The organism is Chishuiella sp. (genome assembly GCF_032109125.1).
In the GTDB taxonomy this organism is placed as follows: Bacteria; Bacteroidota; Bacteroidia; order Flavobacteriales; family Weeksellaceae; genus Empedobacter.
Genome location: NZ_DAMCLZ010000001.1, coordinates 466,775 through 486,120 on the forward strand (window position 1 = coordinate 466,775; position 19,346 = coordinate 486,120).

At 27.7% G+C, this 19,346-nt stretch carries 23 protein-coding genes and 1 tRNA gene; 12 read left to right on the forward strand and 12 right to left on the reverse strand.

Features of this window, described 5'->3' with window-relative positions:
- The first annotated feature begins 21 nt into the window (after nt 1–21).
- Entirely contained in the window at nt 22–936 is a 915-nt protein-coding gene (locus tag RT575_RS02055; protein WP_313578664.1) for an amidinotransferase, read from the forward strand.
- 1 nt (nt 937) lies between these two features.
- The gene (gene ctlX, locus RT575_RS02060) at nt 938–1,876 is read left to right on the forward strand and encodes a citrulline utilization hydrolase CtlX (RefSeq protein WP_313578415.1); all 939 of its coding nucleotides are present in this window, start codon (nt 938–940) and stop codon (nt 1,874–1,876) included.
- 58 nt (nt 1,877–1,934) lie between these two features.
- Here ctlX and RT575_RS02065 read toward each other — a convergent pair whose 3' ends face one another.
- Entirely contained in the window at nt 1,935–2,102 is a 168-nt protein-coding gene (locus RT575_RS02065) for a hypothetical protein (RefSeq protein ID WP_313384233.1), read from the reverse strand.
- 145 nt (nt 2,103–2,247) lie between these two features.
- On the reverse strand, nt 2,248–4,353 hold the full coding sequence (recG, locus tag RT575_RS02070; RefSeq protein ID WP_313578417.1) for an ATP-dependent DNA helicase RecG: 2,106 nt from the start codon (nt 4,351–4,353) through the stop codon (nt 2,248–2,250).
- Between the two features lie 108 nt (nt 4,354–4,461).
- Here recG and RT575_RS02075 point away from each other — a divergent pair, with 108 nt between their 5' ends.
- The 6 genes from RT575_RS02075 (at nt 4,462) to RT575_RS02100 (ending at nt 8,820) form a co-directional block, all read left to right on the forward strand.
- Nucleotides 4,462–5,055, forward strand: coding sequence for a thioredoxin family protein (locus RT575_RS02075; protein WP_313578419.1), 594 nt, complete (start codon nt 4,462–4,464; stop codon nt 5,053–5,055).
- 56 nt (nt 5,056–5,111) lie between these two features.
- On the forward strand, nt 5,112–5,672 hold the full coding sequence (locus tag RT575_RS02080) for a TlpA disulfide reductase family protein (protein ID WP_313578421.1): 561 nt from the start codon (nt 5,112–5,114) through the stop codon (nt 5,670–5,672).
- Between the two features lie 245 nt (nt 5,673–5,917).
- Entirely contained in the window at nt 5,918–6,841 is a 924-nt protein-coding gene (locus RT575_RS02085; RefSeq protein ID WP_313384228.1) for a Dyp-type peroxidase, read from the forward strand.
- Between the two features lie 166 nt (nt 6,842–7,007).
- Complete coding sequence (locus RT575_RS02090; RefSeq protein ID WP_313384226.1) at nt 7,008–7,382, forward strand: transcriptional repressor; 375 nt, start codon at nt 7,008–7,010, stop codon at nt 7,380–7,382.
- A gap of 5 nt (nt 7,383–7,387) precedes the next feature.
- Nucleotides 7,388–8,116: a class I SAM-dependent methyltransferase gene (locus RT575_RS02095; protein WP_313578425.1), complete on the forward strand. Its 729-nt coding sequence runs from the start codon at nt 7,388–7,390 to the stop codon at nt 8,114–8,116.
- Nucleotides 8,113–8,820, forward strand: a complete 708-nt coding sequence (locus tag RT575_RS02100; RefSeq protein ID WP_313384223.1) for a ZIP family metal transporter — start codon at nt 8,113–8,115, stop codon at nt 8,818–8,820. The genes RT575_RS02095 and RT575_RS02100 overlap by 4 nt, the downstream gene beginning before the upstream one ends.
- Nucleotides 8,821–8,974: 154 nt before the next feature.
- On the opposite strand, the gene RT575_RS02105 is transcribed toward RT575_RS02100, so the two are convergent.
- Genes RT575_RS02105 through pdxH form a run of 3 tightly spaced genes read right to left on the reverse strand, consistent with a single transcriptional unit; the run spans nt 8,975 to nt 11,136 of the window.
- Nucleotides 8,975–9,733 (reverse strand): GLPGLI family protein, encoded by a 759-nt coding sequence (locus RT575_RS02105; protein ID WP_313578427.1) that lies wholly within the window; start codon nt 9,731–9,733, stop codon nt 8,975–8,977.
- A gap of 50 nt (nt 9,734–9,783) precedes the next feature.
- Entirely contained in the window at nt 9,784–10,482 is a 699-nt protein-coding gene (locus RT575_RS02110) for a pseudouridine synthase (protein WP_313578429.1), read from the reverse strand.
- Between the two features lie 6 nt (nt 10,483–10,488).
- Nucleotides 10,489–11,136, reverse strand: a complete 648-nt coding sequence (gene pdxH / locus RT575_RS02115) for a pyridoxamine 5'-phosphate oxidase (protein ID WP_313578431.1) — start codon at nt 11,134–11,136, stop codon at nt 10,489–10,491.
- Between the two features lie 73 nt (nt 11,137–11,209).
- On the opposite strand from pdxH, the gene RT575_RS02120 reads away from it, so the two are divergent.
- Nucleotides 11,210–11,761 (forward strand): YqgE/AlgH family protein, encoded by a 552-nt coding sequence (locus RT575_RS02120; protein WP_313384216.1) that lies wholly within the window; start codon nt 11,210–11,212, stop codon nt 11,759–11,761.
- Nucleotides 11,762–11,763: 2 nt separating this feature from the next.
- On the opposite strand, the gene RT575_RS02125 is transcribed toward RT575_RS02120, so the two are convergent.
- Both RT575_RS02125 and RT575_RS02130 read right to left on the reverse strand, forming a co-directional pair.
- Nucleotides 11,764–12,573, reverse strand: a complete 810-nt coding sequence (locus RT575_RS02125; RefSeq protein ID WP_313578433.1) for an aminotransferase class IV — start codon at nt 12,571–12,573, stop codon at nt 11,764–11,766.
- 11 nt (nt 12,574–12,584) lie between these two features.
- A complete protein-coding gene (locus RT575_RS02130; protein WP_313384212.1) occupies nt 12,585–12,968 on the reverse strand; it encodes an START-like domain-containing protein in 384 nt (127 codons plus the stop codon).
- 115 nt (nt 12,969–13,083) lie between these two features.
- Between RT575_RS02130 and RT575_RS02135 the strand changes: the two genes are divergently transcribed.
- Nucleotides 13,084–13,157: transfer RNA gene (locus RT575_RS02135), tRNA-Met, on the forward strand.
- Nucleotides 13,158–13,206: 49 nt separating this feature from the next.
- On the opposite strand, the gene RT575_RS02140 is transcribed toward RT575_RS02135, so the two are convergent.
- Nucleotides 13,207–13,911 carry a DUF6515 family protein gene (locus tag RT575_RS02140; RefSeq protein ID WP_313578435.1) on the reverse strand — a complete coding sequence of 235 codons (705 nt, stop codon included), beginning with the start codon at nt 13,909–13,911 and terminating at the stop codon, nt 13,207–13,209.
- A gap of 200 nt (nt 13,912–14,111) precedes the next feature.
- Between RT575_RS02140 and RT575_RS02145 the strand changes: the two genes are divergently transcribed.
- Nucleotides 14,112–14,408: a hypothetical protein gene (locus RT575_RS02145; protein ID WP_313578437.1), complete on the forward strand. Its 297-nt coding sequence runs from the start codon at nt 14,112–14,114 to the stop codon at nt 14,406–14,408.
- Nucleotides 14,409–14,464: 56 nt separating this feature from the next.
- On the opposite strand, the gene fsa is transcribed toward RT575_RS02145, so the two are convergent.
- The 4 genes from fsa to RT575_RS02165 all read right to left on the reverse strand — a co-directional run bounded on the left by fsa (nt 14,465) and on the right by RT575_RS02165 (nt 17,844).
- Entirely contained in the window at nt 14,465–15,121 is a 657-nt protein-coding gene (fsa, locus tag RT575_RS02150; protein WP_313578439.1) for a fructose-6-phosphate aldolase, read from the reverse strand.
- Nucleotides 15,122–15,212: 91 nt separating this feature from the next.
- A complete protein-coding gene (locus RT575_RS02155) occupies nt 15,213–16,250 on the reverse strand; it encodes a glycosyltransferase (RefSeq protein ID WP_313578441.1) in 1,038 nt (345 codons plus the stop codon).
- A 14-nt stretch (nt 16,251–16,264) separates the two neighbouring features.
- Complete coding sequence (locus RT575_RS02160; protein WP_313376314.1) at nt 16,265–16,699, reverse strand: DUF2750 domain-containing protein; 435 nt, start codon at nt 16,697–16,699, stop codon at nt 16,265–16,267.
- Nucleotides 16,699–17,844 carry a class I SAM-dependent RNA methyltransferase gene (locus RT575_RS02165; RefSeq protein ID WP_313384205.1) on the reverse strand — a complete coding sequence of 382 codons (1,146 nt, stop codon included), beginning with the start codon at nt 17,842–17,844 and terminating at the stop codon, nt 16,699–16,701. Before RT575_RS02165 ends, RT575_RS02160 begins: the two co-directional genes overlap by 1 nt.
- 203 nt (nt 17,845–18,047) lie before the next feature.
- On the opposite strand from RT575_RS02165, the gene RT575_RS02170 reads away from it, so the two are divergent.
- The gene (locus RT575_RS02170; RefSeq protein ID WP_313578443.1) at nt 18,048–19,304 is read left to right on the forward strand and encodes a Y-family DNA polymerase; all 1,257 of its coding nucleotides are present in this window, start codon (nt 18,048–18,050) and stop codon (nt 19,302–19,304) included.
- The last annotated feature ends 42 nt before the right edge of the window (nt 19,305–19,346 follow it).

Sequence of the window (19,346 nt, forward strand, 5' to 3'; positions counted from 1 at the left end):
AAATTTTAAATCATGAAATCAATGCGATTAAATGTACAAAATGAAACAGCACAACTAAAAACAGTAGTTTTAGGGATTGCAAATTCTAATGGTACAATTCCAACACTTGAGGAAACTTTTGATGCTAAATCTTATGAAGCAGTAAAAAATAATGATTATCCTACTGAACAAAATGCAATAAATGAAATTTCTGAATTTGAAAAAATTTTTAAAAAACATAATATAGAAGTTCTCAGACCTAATTTAATTGAAAATTGTAATCAAATTTTTTCAAGAGATGTAGGTTTTGTAATAGAAGATCAATTTTTTATATCAAATATAATTCCCGATCGTTTAGAAGAATTAGAAGCATATAAAACAATAAAAAGTAAAATAGATATTTCAAAAATTAATTCTTTACCTGAAGAAGTTTTTGTAGAAGGAGGCGATGTTGTTTTATATAATGATTATATTTTTGTAGGTACTTATAAACAAAAGGATTTCAAAGATTATAAAACAGCTAGAACGAATGTTGAATTTGTAGATTATATTAAATCTAAGTTTCCTAATAAAATTGTTTTAGATTTTGAATTAAATAAAAATGATCAAAATCCATATGAAGGTATTTTACACATGGATTGTACTTTCAATCCTGTAGGAAAAGATAAAGCCATTATTTATAAAGATGGTTTTTTACATGAAAATGAATACCAGAAAATTGTAGATATATTTGGAAAGGAGAATTTGTTTGAAGTTACAAAAGATGAAATGTATATTATGGCACCAAATGTTTTTTCTATTTCTCCTGAAATTGTTGTTTCTGAAAAAAACTTTACTCGATTAAATAATCATTTAGAAAACAACTGGAATATAAAAGTAGAAAGAATTAATTATAATAATATTTCTAAAATGGGAGGATTATTAAGATGTTCTACAATGCCATTAATAAGAGAATAACATGAAGAATAAACAATATACATCAACTATTTTAATGATTGAACCTACAGCATTTTATTACAATCCTGAAACTGCTGTAAATAATTTTTTTCAAACAGAAACAAATGATTCTAAAGAAGATATTCAAGCTGAAGCTTTAAAAGAATTTAATCAAATGGTTTCTGATTTGCGTTCAAAAGGAGTAAATGTAATAACATTAAAAGACACACCTACTCCACACACGCCAGATTCTATTTTTCCAAATAACTGGATTTCTTTTCATGCAAATGGGAATGTTGTTCTATATCCTATGTTTGCAAAAAACAGAAGAAATGAACGCCGAGAAGAGGATGTACTTAGTTTATTAGAAGAGAAAGGATTTCTAATCAATGATGTGATTGATTTTACTTCCGCAGAAGATGATGAAGTTTTTTTAGAAGGTACAGGAAGTATTATTCTTGATAGAGAGAATGAATTGGCTTATGCTTGTATTTCTCAGAGAACTGATGAAGATTTATTGATTGAATTTTGTGAAGAATTAGAATATACTCCAGTAATATTTCATGCAAATCAAACTGTAAATGGTGATAGAAAGCCTATTTATCATACAAATGTTATGATGTGTATTGCAGATAAATATGCTATAGTTTGCTTAGACTCTATTGATGATAAAAAAGAAAAAAAGAATGTTTGTGAATATCTTTTAGAATCAGAGAAAGAAATTATTCCTATAACAGAAGATCAAATGCATCAATTTGCTGGAAATATGCTACAAATTGGTGGTTTAGGACAATCTTATTTAGTTATGTCTCAAACAGCATATAATTCTTTGTTAGAAGATCAAAAAAATAAGATTGAAAAATATAATCCTATTTTACCTGTTAAGATAGATTTAATAGAAAAATTAGGTGGAGGAAGTGCTCGTTGTATGATGGCAGAAGTTTTTCTTCCTAATCAATAGTTTATATATACACAAAAAGTCTATAAGATTTTATAGACTTTTTGTGTATAAATTATTTTTATGATAATTTAATTACTCTTTCGAAAAACATGTTAGGTTTAATTCTAATTGATTCATCACCAACCAAAACCATTAAATTCAAATGTTGATTAAATCTCCAAACTGAATTACCTTCTACTTCAATTCCATGTTGTGTCTTTACAACTGTTAAATTTGTGTACTCCATAATAAAAGTTTTTTAGATTAATAAAAATGTTAATTGTGCTTATAATTATCTATTATTTTAATTGATAGTAAATAAATACGTTACATTAATCAATAAATCATAAACCATGCCATTATTTTATGCTTACATATTATGGTTATTTTTTTTATGAGATTTTACTCCACCCAACCTTGTCTTTATGGTTTTCTAAAAAGAATTGTTTTGTAGCTAAATTTATAGGATGAGATAAAGTTTCATCTTGTGATAAAATCATTTCTACACATTTTCTTGCAGCATATAAAATTTCTTTATCTTTTGCTAAATCTGCTATTTTAAAATTTAAAACTCCACTTTGTTGTGTTCCCATCATATCTCCTGGTCCTCTAAGTTCCAAATCAACTTCTGCAACTTTAAAACCATCATTTGTTTCGCACATTGTCTGTATTCTTCGTTTAGAAACATCGTTTAGTTTACCTCCAGTCATCAAAATACAATAAGATTGCTCTGCTCCTCGTCCAACACGTCCTCTTAATTGATGCAATTGAGAAAGACCAAATCGTTCAGAATTTTCTATAATCATTACAGAAGCATTAGGAACATTTACTCCAACTTCTATTACTGTAGTTGCTACTAAAATTTGTGTTTCATTATTCTTAAAACGAGTCATTTCAAATTCTTTATCTGCTGGCTTTTGTCTTCCATGAACAATGCTAATTGCATAATTAGGCAAAGGAAATGCACGAGAAATACTCTCGTAACCATCCATTAAATCTTTCAATTCAAGCTTTGCAGATTCTTCAATCAATGGATATACAACATAAACTTGTCGCCCTTTATCAATTTCATCTTTCATAAATTTGAAAACACTTAATCGATGAGCATCAGTTTTGTGAATTGTTTTTATTGGTTTTCTCCCTTTTGGTAATTCATCAATTACAGAAACATCTAAATCTCCATACATTGTCATAGAAAGAGTTCTTGGTATTGGTGTAGCAGTCATCACTAAAATATGAGGAGGAAGTTTTGCTTTTCTCCAAAATTTAGCTCGCTGTGCTACTCCAAAACGGTGTTGTTCATCAATAACAGATAATCCAAGATTATTAAAAATCACATTATCTTCTAATAATGCATGTGTACCAATAATTATTTTTAAATTACCATTTTCTAAATTTTCTAAAATGGGTTTTCTATTTTTCTTTGTAATAGATCCGGTAAGTAATTCTACAGAAATATCTAAATCATTAACTAACTCTTTAATACTATCGTAATGCTGTTGAGCTAAAATTTCGGTTGGAGCAATTAAAGCAGCTTGAAAGCCATTATCTACAGCAATCAACATAGATAATAAAGCAACCATTGTTTTACCAGAACCTACATCTCCTTGTAAAAGTCTGTTCATCTGAGCAGGTTGTTTTAAATCTGAACGAATTTCTTTAATCACTCTTTTCTGAGCATTTGTTAATTCGAATGGTAAATGTTCATTATAAAATGTATTGAAATAATGACCAATAATTGGGAAAGGATTACTCCTATTTTTTTGTTTATTAACTGCTTTCTGGGATAAATTAGCTAAGTTTAGAAAAAAGAATTCTTCAAATTTCAATCTTCTTATAGCTGCATTTAATTCATTCAGATCTTTAGGAAAATGAATTGCCTTTAGTGCATCTAGTCTAGAAATTAACTTATAATGCTGTAAAACATTATCTGGTAAATTTTCAGAAATAGTAATATTTTCAGCAAAAAGATTCATCATCATTTTTTGCATCACTCGATTTGTAACTCCTCTTTTTGTTAATTTTTCTGTACTTGGATAAACAGGAAATAAGCCTAAAGGTATAGTTTTAGAATCTTCAACCAATTCTATTTCAGGATGAGTAATACTGTAATTTCCATTAAAAACAGAAGGTTTACCATAGATAACTACTTCTTTAAATAAATCTGTTTTTAATTTATCTTTTTGCCAAGGAGAAACTTTAAACCATACCAATTCTAAAGTTCCTGATCCATCTTGGAATTTACCTTTTAAACGTTTTACTTTTCCCTGATTTACTTCTTCTATCTGTACAATTTGTCCTTTTAATTGTATTTCTGCATCAGTAGAAGAAATTTCAGATATTTTATAAAATTTAGATTTATCGACATATCGAAACGGAAAATGTTGCAACAAATCTTCATAACGAAATATACCAAATTCGCTTTGTAAAAGTTTTGCGCGCTCAGGTCCAGTTCCTTTTAAATATTCTATTGTTTTTTTTAATGGATTTTGGTACATCTTGAATGTAATGATTGTCGCAATTTAAAAAAAATGCACAAGAATATGTTACTTATGTTACAAAATAAGCTCGTAGAAATACATTATATTTGTAAAAATTAAAAAACAATGAGTTTATTAGATTACATCAAAAACGGTTATACATATACTGAATATATTACAGAAGTTGAAGATCAATTAGAAAATGAAATTGAGAATGATGATCCTAAAGAATTTGTAAAATACTATGCTTTAGGTTTACAAAGAATGAATCGTATTTCTAAAACTTTTAAATTTACTCCAGTTCAAGAAAATCGTTTAAAGAATACCAAAAATAATTTTAAATTATTAACGATTACTGAAGGTTGGTGTGGTGATGGTTCACAAATTGTTCCTGTTGTAGAAAAAATTGCTGAAGCTTTAAAGGTAGAATCTAAATATATTTTGAGAGATCAACATTTAGATTTAATGGAAAATTATAAAACAAACGGAGCTCTTTCTATTCCAATTATTATTGGTGTTTCTGAAGAAGGAGAAGAATTATTCCGATTTGGTCCTCGCCCAGCTTATGGAATGGAATTATTAGCAAAATTCAAAAAAGATCCGGATATCTATACAAATGAAGAATTTCATGACGATATTCAAAAGTATTACAATACAAACAAAGGAGAAGATATCTTAAACGAATTATTAAATTTAGTTGACGAAAGTTTGGCTGAATAAATTATTTTAATTTTTTAAAATCTTATTTTTATTTAAGAAAATTCAGGTGTATTAAAATGAAAAAAAATAAACAAGTAATTATAGCTTTAGTTATTGTCTTTGGTTTAATAGCAATTATGTTTACTCCTATTGGTACTTTTGTAAAAAGTAAAGTACAAGATGATAGCCATATTGCTGGAATGGAAGTTGATTTAAAGGATAGTGATTATGATATTGATTTGATAGGACATAATGGTGCTAAAAATAGTAATTTGTTAGATTTCAAAAATAGTGGTGAAGTTATTTTCCTTAACTTTTGGGGAAGCTGGTGTCCTCCATGTGTTTCTGAAATGCCTACAATTCAAAAATTATATGAGGCAAAAGGACAAAAAGTAAAATTTGTATTAGTTGCAATTCAAGATAAACCGAAGGTTTTTAATGCTTTTTTAGAAAAAAATGGTTACACAATGCCTGTCTATGAGCCTAATAGTCCTATTTCTAATAATATGTTACCTAGAGTTTTTCCTACGACGTATATTTTAAATAAAAAAGGAGAAATTGTTTTAAAAGAAACAAAAACAAGAGATTGGAATGATAAAGAAATTAATACTCTTTTAGATAAATTAGTTGCAGAATAGTAAAATCACAATATTAAAATAAATAAAAACAGCAGGTTAAATAACTTTTTAATCTGCTGTTTTTGTATGTAAATATTACTTTATAAACGAAAATATTATAAATAATAATTTAAAATAAACTTTGTAATCATTCTCTAAAAAATACTTTTTTAGAATGAATATACTTTCTTGAATTATTCGTTTATAATCACAATTAAAATTTATTTATTCTTTAAATTGCATAAAAATCTAGATGAATAATTATTATGGCAAATTATCAAAATGTTATCGATGCTCCAAATACAAATACCATATTTACAGTTTGGAGTTTCAATAATAATCCTTCTGTTGAGGAGCAATTTAAAAAAGTTTGTTCTTTGGTAACAAATATAAATCACTCAATTTCTACACGTTTTCCTGAATCAAAATCAAGTGTAGTTTTAGGAATTGGACATGATGCTTGGTTAAAGCTTAATTTACCAAAACCTTTACCAAAAGAATTAGAAAATTTTAAAGAAATTAAAGGTGATAAACACACTGCAGTTTCTACTCCAGGTGATTTACATTTTCATATCCGTTCTACAGAAAAAAGTCTATGTATTGATATTGCTGCAAATATTGCTGATGTATTAAAAGATGTAGCTAATTGTATAGAAGAAGTTCATGGTTTTCGTTATTGGGACGGTAGAAGTATATTAGGTTTTGTTGATGGTACAGAAAATCCTGAAGGAGATGATGAACGTTCTCATTTTGCTTTGGTAGGAAATGAAGATGAGGAATACCTAAACGGTAGCTATCTTTTTGTACAAAAATATATACATGATATGAATGCTTGGAGAAATCTTCCTATTCATGAACAGGAAAAAGTAATTGGTCGTTCTAAAGCCGATGATATAGAAATGGATGATGATGAAAAACCAAGTAATTCTCATTCTGCTCTTGCCAATGTTGGTGATGATAAGAAGATTGTAAGGGACAACATGCCTTTTGGTAATCCTTCTACCAATGAAATGGGTACTTATTTTATTTCTTATGCAAGTACATTTGCTACTGTAAACGAAATGCTAGAACGTATGTTTATTGGAGAACCAAAAGGTAATTACGATAGAATATTAGATTTTAGTACTGCTAAAACCGGTTCTTTATATTTTGTCCCTAGTTTAGATTTGTTAGATTCATTTACTGACTAATTATTATTTACATTATATAAAATCTAAAAATGCTATAAACTGTATTATTTACAATTTATAGCATTTTATTTTACACGATGTTATCTATAATAAACTCTTTTATAATTCTTATTATTTTTTAATCTTATAAATATGTCGTACTATTGCAAAGCATTTGCAATAAGAAATGAAAAGACGAAATACGCCAACTAAACAGGCTGTTTTAGATTTGTTTGAATCTTGTTCTACAGCATTAAATCAAGAACAAATTGAGTGCCAACTTCGTGAAAAAATGGATAGAGCTACAATATATCGTATTCTAAACAATTTTTGTAAAGATGGAGTTATGCATAAAATTGTTGCTGATGATGGAATAAATTATTTTGCAATGTGTAAAAATTGTTGTGATCATTTAAAACACGATCACTTTCATTTTCGGTGCACAGAATGTAATCAATTAATTTGTTTAGAAGATAAAATAAATATTAATTTACCAGAAGGTTATACATTAAAAGGTTGTAATTGTGTAATTACAGGCGTTTGTAAAACGTGTCAAAAATAAATACTATGGATTTACAATGGTTCGTGAAATGGTTTAATTCACCATATTATCATATACTTTATAAAAATAGAAGCCTTACAGAAGCAGAAGATTTTATAAAAAAAATTACTACTTTTCTAGAATTCCCAAAAAACACCAAAATACTAGATTTAGCTTGTGGGAAAGGTAGACATTCAATTACATTAAACAAATTAGGATTTGATGTATTAGGAATAGATTTAGCAGAAGCAAGTATAGAATATGCAAAACAATTCGAGAATGATACGTTGAAATTTGAAGTTCATGATATGAGAGATGTTTATCATAAAAATGAATTTGATGCAGTTTTTAATTTATTTACAAGTTTCGGTTACTTCGAAAAATATGAAGATAATTTTAAAGTATTTGAAGCCGTAAAAGAACAATTAAAATCAACAGGTATTTTTGTTTTTGATTATTTAAATGCAGAAAAAGTTGTTTCTCAGATGATTCCTTACGAAGAAAAAGAAATTGATGGTATTTTATTTAAAATAACAAAATCTGTAGAAAATGGTTTCATTAAGAAAGAAATAGATTTTGAAGATAAAGGAGAAACTTTTCATTTCGAAGAGTATGTTCGTTTAATTTACTATAAAGATTTTAAAGAAATCTATGAAAAAGAAGTTTTTAGATTAAAAGAAGTATTTGGAAATTATATGTTGGGAGAATTTAATGAAGAAGAATCTGATCGTTTAATATTAATTCTCGAAAAATGATAGAAAGTTTAATCTTAATTTGTAGTGTTGTTTTAGGAGTAATTTGTTCAAAATTATTTCTAAAAAATAAACACAATTCTAAATTATTATTAACATTTAGTGGTGCATTTTTCTTAGCTATGACTGTCCTAGAAATTCTACCACAAGTATATGGTCATCCTAGTACAGATCATACAAATCATACTATTGGATTATTTGTTTTATTTGGAGTAGTTATACAATATATTCTAGAGACAATTAGTAAAGGTGTAGAACACGGACATATCCATTTACATAAAAATGAATCATTTCCTATTGGAATTTTCGGAGGTTTGTTTTTACACTCTATCATAGAAGGGATTCCCGTTGCAAATGCAGAATCACATAATTTTATGTGGGCAATTTTTGTACACAATATTCCTGTATCTATGATATTATTTAGTGCACTTTCTCAGCATACAGCATCAAATACAAAACGATTTATTTTTATGTTGTTATTTGCTCTTGCTGCTCCAATGGGTTATTTTTTAGGTAAACATACGCTAATATCAAATTATTCATTAGAAATGAGTGCTATTGTATCAGGAATATTTTTACATATTTCAACCGTAATTTTATTCGAAACCAATGAAGGTCATCACTTCAATATCAAAAAATTTATATCAATATTAATAGGTTTCGTACTTGCTTATTTTATTGTATCAATGCATACACATGCTCATTAAAATTAGGGCGTTCGGGCGGGCTTTTCGTTGCAATCTTTCCTAATTGATTATTAGTTGAAGTTAAAAAAGCAACCAATTAGTAAAGGATTTCCACTTCAATCCCTAACGCAAAATAAAAAAGCTGTATTCATTTACTGAATACAGCTTTTTTTATTTATTTAGAAGTATCAACGCTTTGATTAGCTTCGCTATATTTTTTATTTAATTTTTTAGCTTCTAACATAAATTCATCTATAGATACAACCTGTCCTTTAGATGGTAATTTGACTATCAACTCTTTGTCTAAAACTTGAATATCTTTCAACGTAAAAATTGCTTTCATTCCATTCGTTTCAAATTCAGCTTTAACAATTAAACCAGGTAAATTAGAAAATTTATAAGGCCCATCTTTGTAATGCAAAGACTTAGAATACCATGCAGTAATAATTGCTCCATCTTCATCTACTCCAGTAGCTTTTACTGCTGGAAAACCTTTTATATCCTCTGTTTCTTTGGTTAACTTCCAGTTATAATTATATAAGTTATCTTTAATTAAGAAAGTTTTACCACCAAACTCTTTTTGATTATAATATAAATTATTTTGATAATCTTTATAAAGTGGATTTGCCTCCGATTCAATAATCATTTGCTTAATCAAACCTACATTTCCTTGAGAATTATTTACTTTTAATTCAGGCTTAAAAACAGACATTTTACCGTTACTTTCAAGTTGGAAATCAAGAGAAATTCCTTCATCTATTTCCTGCTTAAATATTGCTCTTTGATCTGCGGGAATACCATCTTTTATTTTTTCAAAATCTATAATAAAATCTGTCTTGTAAGTAACTTTTATATTTTCGTTTGCATTTTGAGCAAATCCAATTACTGATCCTAAGATACAAGTTGTAAAAAAAGTAAAAAATTTATAGTTCATAAATAAGATTGTTGATTAATATTTGACTAAAATAATTAAATATAAATCATTTATGAATACAATTTTAAATCTAAATTTAAAATCTCTCCTACTTGTTTAAATTCTTCATTTATTTTAGCATTTAAAGTAACTTTTCCTTTTGTAATAGGATGATTAAAACTCAACTCATGCGCATGTAACATCATTCCTTTTAATCCATAGGTTTCTAACCACAATTTATTTTGCTTATTACAACCATGTGGACGACTTCCTAAAATAGGATGAAAAATGTGACGAAAATGTTTACGTAACTGATGCATTCGTCCTGTTTCAGGAATTGCTTCTACAAGACAATATCTTGATGTTGAATGATTATTATATTTCAAATCTATTTCAGCTTTTTGTAAACGTTTATAACGTGTTATCGCATTTTGTTTTATGCCATCATCATTTGTCAAATCATAATCAATTGTATCATTATCTGGAGACCAACCTCTTAAAATGGATAAATATTTCTTCTCAACATTTCTAGTCGCAAATTGCTCATTCATAATCTTTAGAACATCTTTACTTAAAGCAAAAAGTAAGACTCCAGATGTTTTTCTATCTAACCGGTGGATTGGGTAAACGTGCTGTCCTCCTAACTGATTTCTTAGTTCCTGAACAGCAAAAACCTTAGCATCTCTAGCATAATAAGATTTATGAACCAATAAGCCACTTGGTTTATTAATTGCAACAAGATATTCATCTTGATATAGAATTTCTAACATAAAAAATTATGGAGCTAAACGTTCTTTTTTCCAATCATAATCTTCTTGTAATACATAACGAACTCTGTCATGTAATCGACTTGGTCTACCCTGCCAAAATTCAATTTCTAAAGGACGTACCAAATATCCTCCCCAATGCGCTGGGCGAGGAATTTCTTTTCCTTCGTATTTTTTTTCCAATTCCAACTCTTCAGCTGCTAAATCTTGATGTTCTTCAATAACAGAACTTTGTGCAGAAATCCACGCACCTAATTGACTACTACGTGGACGTGTTTCAAAATATCCATCAGAATTATTGTCAGACGTTTTTTCTGCTATACCTTTTATGATGATCTGTCTTTCTAAAAACGGCCAGAAAAAAGATAAACATATATTAGGATTATTTTCTAATGCTTTACCTTTTTGGCTATTATAATTTGTATAAAATATAAAACCTTCATCAGTATATCTTTTTAATAAGACAACTCTTGTTCTAGGAAATCCATTTTCATCTACAGTAGCTATAGACATAGCATTAGCTTCGTCAACTCCATCAGACTCCTCTGCTTGTAAAAACCAATCTCTAAATTGCTCCATAGGATTATCTCTCAACGAATCAAAATTCATAGATTGCTTCTCGTAAGTTTTTCTTTTATAACTTAAGTCTTGTTTCATTAATAATTTATTTTTATTTTTAGAAAAACAATGTGATTATTTAGATAAAACTGATAACCAAAAAATTTTCTAAATGTATTTCAAAAGTATAAAAAAAGGAACTATTTTAATTGCAAAACCAACATTAACTAACGATATTTTTCAGCGTAGTGTTGTTTTAATTACAGATCATATAGAATCTGGAAGTATAGGTTTTATATTGAATAGATCAACGAATTTGCCTATAAATATTTTTGTATCAGAATTAGAAGCTGATACTATTGTATATGAAGGTGGACCTGTTGATAAAGAAAATGTATATTACATACATAAAAGACCAGATCTAATTAAAAATAGTGAAAAAATTATTGGTGATATTTATTGGTCAGGTGCTTATGAAGATGTAAAAAAAGCAGTGAATTCACAACTAATAAAACCTGATGAAATAAAATTTATGATTGGTTATTGTGGTTGGTCTCCCAAACAAATTGTAAATGAATTAAATAATAATTCTTGGGAAATTATAGATCTTAATTTTGATATATTTGAACGTTGGGATTCTGATCTTTGGAAAATATTAATGAAACAGCTTGGAGGTGAAAATCTTCTTTGGGTTAACACCCCTGCTGATCCATCTATGAATTGATATTATAAAGAATTAAATATCAATTGTGTTTTTTCTATAGAATATTCTTTTTTTCTATTTTTGGTAATAGGCATAATTCCTATACCATCAATTAAAATAAAAACTTCCTCTGCTTTTTGAATTTCAAAAGGAAAAATATCAACTTCTTCTATTTTAAATTCTTCAGCTTTGTTTACTTTCGTAATAAAGTTATTTCTAAGAACACTTGTAATAACACCTTCTTCTTTTCTAGGAGTTCTAATTGTTGTATCGTTAATAACAAATATATTCCCCTTTAATGATCTTGCCATCCTTTTATTCGCATTTAATAAAATGATATCTGCATAATCATTTTCTAAACGATAAATCTCAGCAATGTTTTCTTCTGGTTTCTGTGTATTTACCAAAGAATAGAAAGAAGTATTTACAGTATAATCTTTATAAACATCAATTTCATTTTCAGAATTTAAAAATTCCCAATTATTGTTACTATTTTCAATTGTAACAGTAAAATTGATTGAAGCGTTTAAAAAATCTTTATCATCATTACGAAAAACAAAAAATTCTACTTTTCCTGATTTTGTTTGATTTTCTTTAACTAAAAGATTGATCTGATCTTGAAAAAATTCAGGCGTAAAATCCAAAGGAATATTCATACGGTATATTCTCATTGAAGCCATCAAATTAAAATAATGATCTTCCCAATCTATTATTTCTCCATCAACAAATCTTAATATTTCTCTTACAGCATCACCATTTCTAAAGGCTTTATTTTCAATATGAATTAAAGCATCTTTTTCATTGACAATAATGCCTCCTAAATTAATTTTCAAAACTGTAGTTTTTAAACCGATCCTAATATTTTTTTAAGATCTTCTATTTGACTTTCCCATAATTGTTTAGATTCTTCTACTTCATCCTCGTCAGCAAAATCTGTAATAACTAATGAAACATCATTTGTTAAATCATCTTCAACAATAGTCAATTCGAAGAAATACTTAGTATCTTCATCATATTCCCATTGAAAACGAACATATCCATCTTGTTTAGATTTCATTAAAAAAGCAGATTCTTCATGTCCATCCCAGATAAAAGTATATTTTTCACCACGAGAATTTACATTATCAGCAAACCACTCAGATAAACCTGAAGGACTTGAAATATAGTTGTATAATAGCGATGGTGAAGACTTTATAGAAAATTCTATATGATATTTCTTTTTCGGCATAATTCTTAATAATTGAAGTCGCAAGATATAAAATGAATTGAATCTACCAAAGAAAAATAAAAAAAGTTTTGCAATAAAATTCAAAAAAAATTATCTTTGCAAAACTTTTAAATAAGGCGAGGTAGCTCAGATGGTTAGAGCGCAGGATTCATAACCCTGAGGTCGGCAGTTCGATTCTGCTCTTCGCTACAAAACCTCCAAAATAATATTATTTTGGAGGTTTTTATTTAAATTATAATCAATCTAAGTAACCAACTACTTGATATGCTAATCCATTTCTATTATTAATTCTTTGATACAAAGTTCCTCCAAATTCATATAAATACTCTCCTCCATAATTTACTCTTTCGTAACCTGCAGGTAAAGCATATACTATTGCTCCTATAGGTGCTTGAACTACTTCGTAGTAATTGTTAACTGGTCGATAATAAGTGCCTTCATAAAAATAATATGGATTCCTATTACCAATATTTATTGTAAGATAACCTGAAGGTAAAATATTTATTCTAAAACCAACAGATGGTGAAAATCTTATATAATTATTATTCGATTTTCTATAATAAATCCCATTATTTCCATAAAAATTATAATTATTATGTGAGTATTTCTTATAATTTCTTGTATTCAAATTAGTGACAGGACGATTACTTCTATTAACATTATTAGAATTAATATAAATAGGGTTTGTAGAACTTCTATTATTGAAATTATTGTTAGACTTATGTCTATCATTACCTATTTTATTAGATCTTTCTTCGAAATTTGGTCTATTGTCCGATTTTTTTTCAAATCTATTATCATTTCTAGCGATTTCATTTCTTTCACTTCTTGCACGAGTTTCTCTATTATCTCTTCCTCGTACTCCTCTATCTTGAGCAAAACTATTCGTAACAAATAAAGTTACAAAAGTAAATCCCAAAAGTGCAATTCGTATCTTCTTCATATTATAAACTCTTTAATAGTTATATAATTTTGCTAATACTATTTCTATGCCAAAAATTCTAAGCAATAGTTAATAATTTTAAAATACTTATTAAGTGTTTTAAAAACAGGATAATATAAAAAATATTTTAAGTTTTTAAATTTTCTTTTTATTTATTTAAAGTTTATCTTTAATCTAATTAACTACTAATATATAAATTAATGAAAAAATTATTTTTTTTAAGTGCTATAACTTTATCTAGTTTAAGTTTTGCACAATCTGTACCTAGTACATCTTCAGAAACTGTTGAAGATTTAGTTCCGTCCCCTGAAGAGCAAAGTTCTCTTCTATGCAATAGTAAGGCTATTGATCGTCAAATAAAACAAATTGGTAATGCTATTTCAGTTAAATGTACAGGAGCTAGTGGATTATATTTTCTTTACGCAGTACCGATTGGTGGTGGTGGAAATAATATTCCTGGGACTGATACTGGTCTTACAAATCCTGGTGATAGATAAAAAAATCGCTTCATTGAAAAATGAAGCGATTATATTTTTAAAAAAGAATTAAATTCTTATTTATTTCCTTTGTTGTAGTCAGCTAAAAACTGAGCTAAACCAGAGTCTGTTAAAGGGTGTTTTAATAATCCTAAAATTGAAGATAATGGTCCTGTCATAACATCAGCACCAATTTTTGCACAGTTTACAATATGCATTGTGTTACGTACTGAAGCTGCAAGAATCTGAGTTTCACATAAATAGTTATCATAAACTAAACGAATTTCCTCGATTAAGTTTAATCCATCTGTAGAAATATCATCTAAACGTCCAATAAATGGAGAAACATAAGTAGCTCCTGCTTTTGCAGCTAAAATAGCTTGTCCAACAGAAAATACTAAAGTTACATTTGTTCTGATTCCTTTGTTAGAAAAATATTTACATGCTTTCACTCCTTCTTTTGTCATAGGTATTTTTACAACAATTTGTGGATTTAAGGCTGCTAATGCTTCCCCTTCTTTTACCATTCCTTCGAAATCAGTAGAAATAACTTCTGCAGAAACATCACCATCTACTAATTCGCAAATAGCTTTATAATGGTTGATGATATTTTCTTCTCCAGTAATACCTTCTTTTGCCATTAAAGATGGGTTTGTAGTTACTCCATCTAAAACACCTAAATCTTGTGCTTCTTTTATATCAGCTAAATTTGCTGTATCAATAAAAAATTTCATTATTCGCTTGTGTTACGTTTGCACAAAAGTAATGATTAAATCATAAATTTCAATCGAATAAATAAAAAATCATTCAGTTATTTTATCATTTCTAATCCACATGAAAATGACTTGGAAAAGCTTTCTTTGGATTTTGTTTTAAGACATTCAATTTAAATTGGCTTTCCAAAAAACCATAACCATAATTAAAAAACTGAATTAATGTGGTTTGGATTGAAAGTAATCCTACAACTGCTGATTTGAATCTAATCGTAGAAAAAATAAATATAAAGAACATATATATCAACCACAATACAAATGGAATTTGTAAAATAAATTGATATTCTTTACATATAAAACTTACAATAAGAAACAAAAATGAAAATACTGTTCCTAAAAAAAATAAACTCGGAAACCAAAACGTTGGTTTTATATATTTAGGGTGTCTTTGGTTAAGTATTGGTCTTGCAACACCAAACTGATAGACTTGTTTAGCAAATTTTTTTAAGGATGTTCTACGTTTATGTATCACTTTAGAATCTTGAAAAAGTCGTGTGTCAAAACCATTTTCCCATAAACGCATGGATAAATCAGGATCTTCACCAACTCGTAAATCAGCAAAACCACCCGTTTTTAAATAAGCATTTCTAGAGATTCCCATATTAAAACTACGTGGCTGAAATTTACCAATTTGCTTTTTTCCTCCTCTTATGCCACCCGTTGTAAGGAATGAAGTCATAGAGAATGTAATTGCTTTTTGTAAATCGGTAAATGAATCATCAGCATCATCAGGGCCACCAAATGCATCTACATAATTAGAATTTAATTCTTTTCTGACAGATGAAATATAATTTGATGGAATTATAGTATCAGAATCCAAGAAAATATAGTAATTACCGTTCGCTTTTTCGATTCCAAAATTTCTAGATTTTCCTGGACCTGAATTTGTTTTGTAATAATAATGAAGATTTAATTTATCTTGAAACTTAGCACAAATTGAATCTAATTTATTTTTAGATCCATCATCTACAATAATAATCTCAAAATCAATATCAGTTTGTTTTGTTAAACTTAATAATAGTTCTGTTAATTCATCTTGACGCTCATAAACGGCAATAATGATTGAAAGTTTTAAATCTTCAGTATTCAAAATCAAAAATTATATTATTGATTAAAAGATTCTTTTAATTCTAATGTTACTTTCTGAATTTCATTTAAATCTTTGAAATGATTCAACTCAATAGTTTGATTAGATATTTTTAATTGATGAACAATAGCCAAAATAACATCAAGAGGACTTTGCTCCTCTCCTTTTGAGGTTTCATCAAAATTAATTCCAACCAAAGAAACTTCTTCAATCATTCCAAAAAGCCATTCTTCCAAGAAAGTATTTAATTCAATAGTATCTGTCGTATTGTTTTTCCATTGGTTGTTTTTAGCTTTTTCAGCTAAATCTATATTCGACCAAAAACAAATCACCTCTAAATTACTTCCGTCTTCATATTCGAATTCTTCTGAATATGAAATCGCAAATCCTTCCTCGGACGTTAATAAATAAACTTTTTTTTCTTGACAAATTTCTTTTATAAATTGATTCACTATACTTCTTCTTTTTGATTTTTTGATTTTTTACTTCCTTCGTACATTTCGTACTGTAAAAAATCACATTCTAATTTACCGTTAAATACTTTTACTTTACGAGATGGACGCAATCCTACATATTTTTTTGCTTGTAGATCTGATGTAATAAACCAAGCTAATGTATTTGGATAACTTGATTTTAATGTATTTCCTATTTCTTTATAAAATTCTACATTATTATTTTCTATTCGCTCATCATACGGAGGATTAAAAACTAATAATACAGGGAACATTTCTTTTTTAGAAGTAAAGAAATCTTGATGTCTAACTTCTATGAAATCTTCTAAATCAGCAGATTTTATATTGATTTGAGCAATTTTTACCATCATAGGAGATATTTCATATCCTACAATTTTATATTCAGATTCTTTGATACGATTTAAACGTGTATTTCTGATTTGAGTAAATAATGTTTCATCGTAATCTGGCCAGTTTTGAAACGCAAAACTTTTTCTATGGATTTGTGGAGGAATATTGTTAGCAATCATTGCTGCTTCTATTAACATTGTTCCCGAACCACACATAGGGTCCAAATAATTTCCTTTACCATCATAACCTGCTATATGCAATAAACCAGCCGCCAAAACTTCATTGATTGGTGCAGGTCCAGTTTCATCTCTATAACCACGTTTATGTAAAGAATCTCCCGAAGAATCTAAAGATAGCGTAACTTTATCATGAGAGATATGTAAGTTAAATCGAACATCAGGAAAATCCTTATCTATACTAGGTCTTTTTCCATTTTTCTCTTTAAAACGATCTACAATAGCATCTTTTACTTTTAATGCAGCATAATGTGAATGTGTAAAATAGTCTGAATGTACTGTAGGATCAATCATGAAAGTTTGATTAACATCCAAATAGTTTTCCCAATGGAATTTCTTGAATTTTTCGTACAATTGCCCATCTGTTTTCGCAGAAAATGAAAGGATTGGTTTCTGTATTCTCAATGCCGTACGTAAGCTATAATTAGCTTTATACATAAAGCCTAAATCTCCATAAAACTCGACCATACGATTTTGGATTTTTACATCTGCTGCTCCCAACGCTTTTAATTCTTGCGCTAATATCTCTTCGAAACCAAAAAAGGTTTTCGCTATCATTCTGAAATTTTCCAAGGAAATAAAATTTTTACAAAAATACGCGAAATAAAGTAAACAGAGAAGTTTGTTGTATGATTTATAAAAATGAACATTAATATTTGATTACTTTTTTAATTTTTACAAAAATATAATCATAAAATATTTTTTTAAACGACATATAATAGCGTTTAGATATTATTAATTTGTATTCATAAATAGACACTATGTACGCTTTAGTCGATTGTAATAATTTTTATGCTTCGTGTGAAAGAGTTTTTGCTCCTTCATTAAATGGAAAACCAATTGTTGTTCTTTCTAATAATGACGGTTGTGTAATAGCCCGTTCAGAAGAAGCTAAAAACATAGGAATTCCTATGGGAGCTCCAGCATTTAAATATGAAGAAATATTTAAGAAAAAATCTATTCATGTTTTTTCTTCTAATTATTCTCTTTATGCTGACATGAGTAATCGTGTAACAAATGTTATTAGAACATATTGCCCAACAATCGAAGTTTACTCTATTGATGAATCTTTTTTATTCTTTGATGGATTTGAAAAATATAATTTAAAAAATTATTGTGATAATTTAAAACAGTCTATTTATGATTTCACAAAAATACCTGTTTGTATAGGAATAGCTCCTACAAAAGTATTAGCTAAAGCAGCAAATAGAATTGCAAAAAAATTTAAAGAACATCACCAAGGTGTTTACAGTATAAATTCTTTCGAAAAAATAAATAAAGCTATAAAATGGTTAAAAATAGAAGATGTTTGGGGAATAGGACGTCGATTAAGTAAACGCTTGCTTTCCATTGGTATAAAAACAGCGTGGGATTTTACAAATTTAACAGATGAATATATTCAAAAGAATTTTAGTGTATTAGAATTAAAATTAAAAAAAGAACTTTTAGGAGAATCTGTATTAAAATTAGAAGATGTTAAAAGAAAAAAAAGTATTGTAACGACAAGGAGCTTTGAGTATGATGTGAGTGATTATGAATATTTAAAAGAAAGAATTTCAACTTTTGCTGTGAGTTGTGCAGAAAAATTAAGAAAAGAAAATTCTAAATGTAATATCATCACAGTTTATATTGCTACAAATAGATTTGATAAGGAAAAACCTTATTATTCAAAAACACTTTCTGCTCAATTACCTTTTTATACTAATTCCTCCATTGTTTTATCTAAAAATTCATTGAAAATACTTGATAAAATTGCTTTAGATAAATATAAATACAAAAGAGCTGGAGTTATGGTAAGTGCAATAATACCAAGTAATGAACGTCAATTAAATTTATTCAATGAAGAAAATCCTAAACACGAATTGTTGATGAACACCATAGATCATCTAAATAAAAAAATCAGAGGAAATAAAGTAAAATTAGGATCTCAAGACCTCAAGAAAACTTGGAAAATGAAACAGGAACGATTATCTCCTAAGTATACGACTTGTTGGAAAGATATTTTAAAAGTTAATTGATTAAAAACTAAACAAAATGTTTATTAATAAAAAAACTAAAAT

Coding starts and splice junctions, on each gene's coding strand:
- RT575_RS02055 (WP_313578664.1), top strand. CDS start 22: ATGCGATTAAATGTACAAAATGAAACAGCACAACTAAAAACAGTAGTT.
- ctlX (WP_313578415.1), top strand. CDS start 938: ATGAAGAATAAACAATATACATCAACTATTTTAATGATTGAACCTACA.
- RT575_RS02065 (WP_313384233.1), bottom strand. CDS start 2,102: ATGGAGTACACAAATTTAACAGTTGTAAAGACACAACATGGAATTGAA.
- recG (WP_313578417.1), bottom strand. CDS start 4,353: ATGTACCAAAATCCATTAAAAAAAACAATAGAATATTTAAAAGGAACT.
- RT575_RS02075 (WP_313578419.1), top strand. CDS start 4,462: ATGAGTTTATTAGATTACATCAAAAACGGTTATACATATACTGAATAT.
- RT575_RS02080 (WP_313578421.1), top strand. CDS start 5,112: ATGAAAAAAAATAAACAAGTAATTATAGCTTTAGTTATTGTCTTTGGT.
- RT575_RS02085 (WP_313384228.1), top strand. CDS start 5,918: ATGGCAAATTATCAAAATGTTATCGATGCTCCAAATACAAATACCATA.
- RT575_RS02090 (WP_313384226.1), top strand. CDS start 7,008: ATGAAAAGACGAAATACGCCAACTAAACAGGCTGTTTTAGATTTGTTT.
- RT575_RS02095 (WP_313578425.1), top strand. CDS start 7,388: ATGGATTTACAATGGTTCGTGAAATGGTTTAATTCACCATATTATCAT.
- RT575_RS02100 (WP_313384223.1), top strand. CDS start 8,113: ATGATAGAAAGTTTAATCTTAATTTGTAGTGTTGTTTTAGGAGTAATT.
- RT575_RS02105 (WP_313578427.1), bottom strand. CDS start 9,733: ATGAACTATAAATTTTTTACTTTTTTTACAACTTGTATCTTAGGATCA.
- RT575_RS02110 (WP_313578429.1), bottom strand. CDS start 10,482: ATGTTAGAAATTCTATATCAAGATGAATATCTTGTTGCAATTAATAAA.
- pdxH (WP_313578431.1), bottom strand. CDS start 11,136: ATGAAACAAGACTTAAGTTATAAAAGAAAAACTTACGAGAAGCAATCT.
- RT575_RS02120 (WP_313384216.1), top strand. CDS start 11,210: ATGTATTTCAAAAGTATAAAAAAAGGAACTATTTTAATTGCAAAACCA.
- RT575_RS02130 (WP_313384212.1), bottom strand. CDS start 12,968: ATGCCGAAAAAGAAATATCATATAGAATTTTCTATAAAGTCTTCACCA.
- RT575_RS02140 (WP_313578435.1), bottom strand. CDS start 13,911: ATGAAGAAGATACGAATTGCACTTTTGGGATTTACTTTTGTAACTTTA.
- RT575_RS02145 (WP_313578437.1), top strand. CDS start 14,112: ATGAAAAAATTATTTTTTTTAAGTGCTATAACTTTATCTAGTTTAAGT.
- fsa (WP_313578439.1), bottom strand. CDS start 15,121: ATGAAATTTTTTATTGATACAGCAAATTTAGCTGATATAAAAGAAGCA.
- RT575_RS02165 (WP_313384205.1), bottom strand. CDS start 17,844: ATGATAGCGAAAACCTTTTTTGGTTTCGAAGAGATATTAGCGCAAGAA.
- RT575_RS02170 (WP_313578443.1), top strand. CDS start 18,048: ATGTACGCTTTAGTCGATTGTAATAATTTTTATGCTTCGTGTGAAAGA.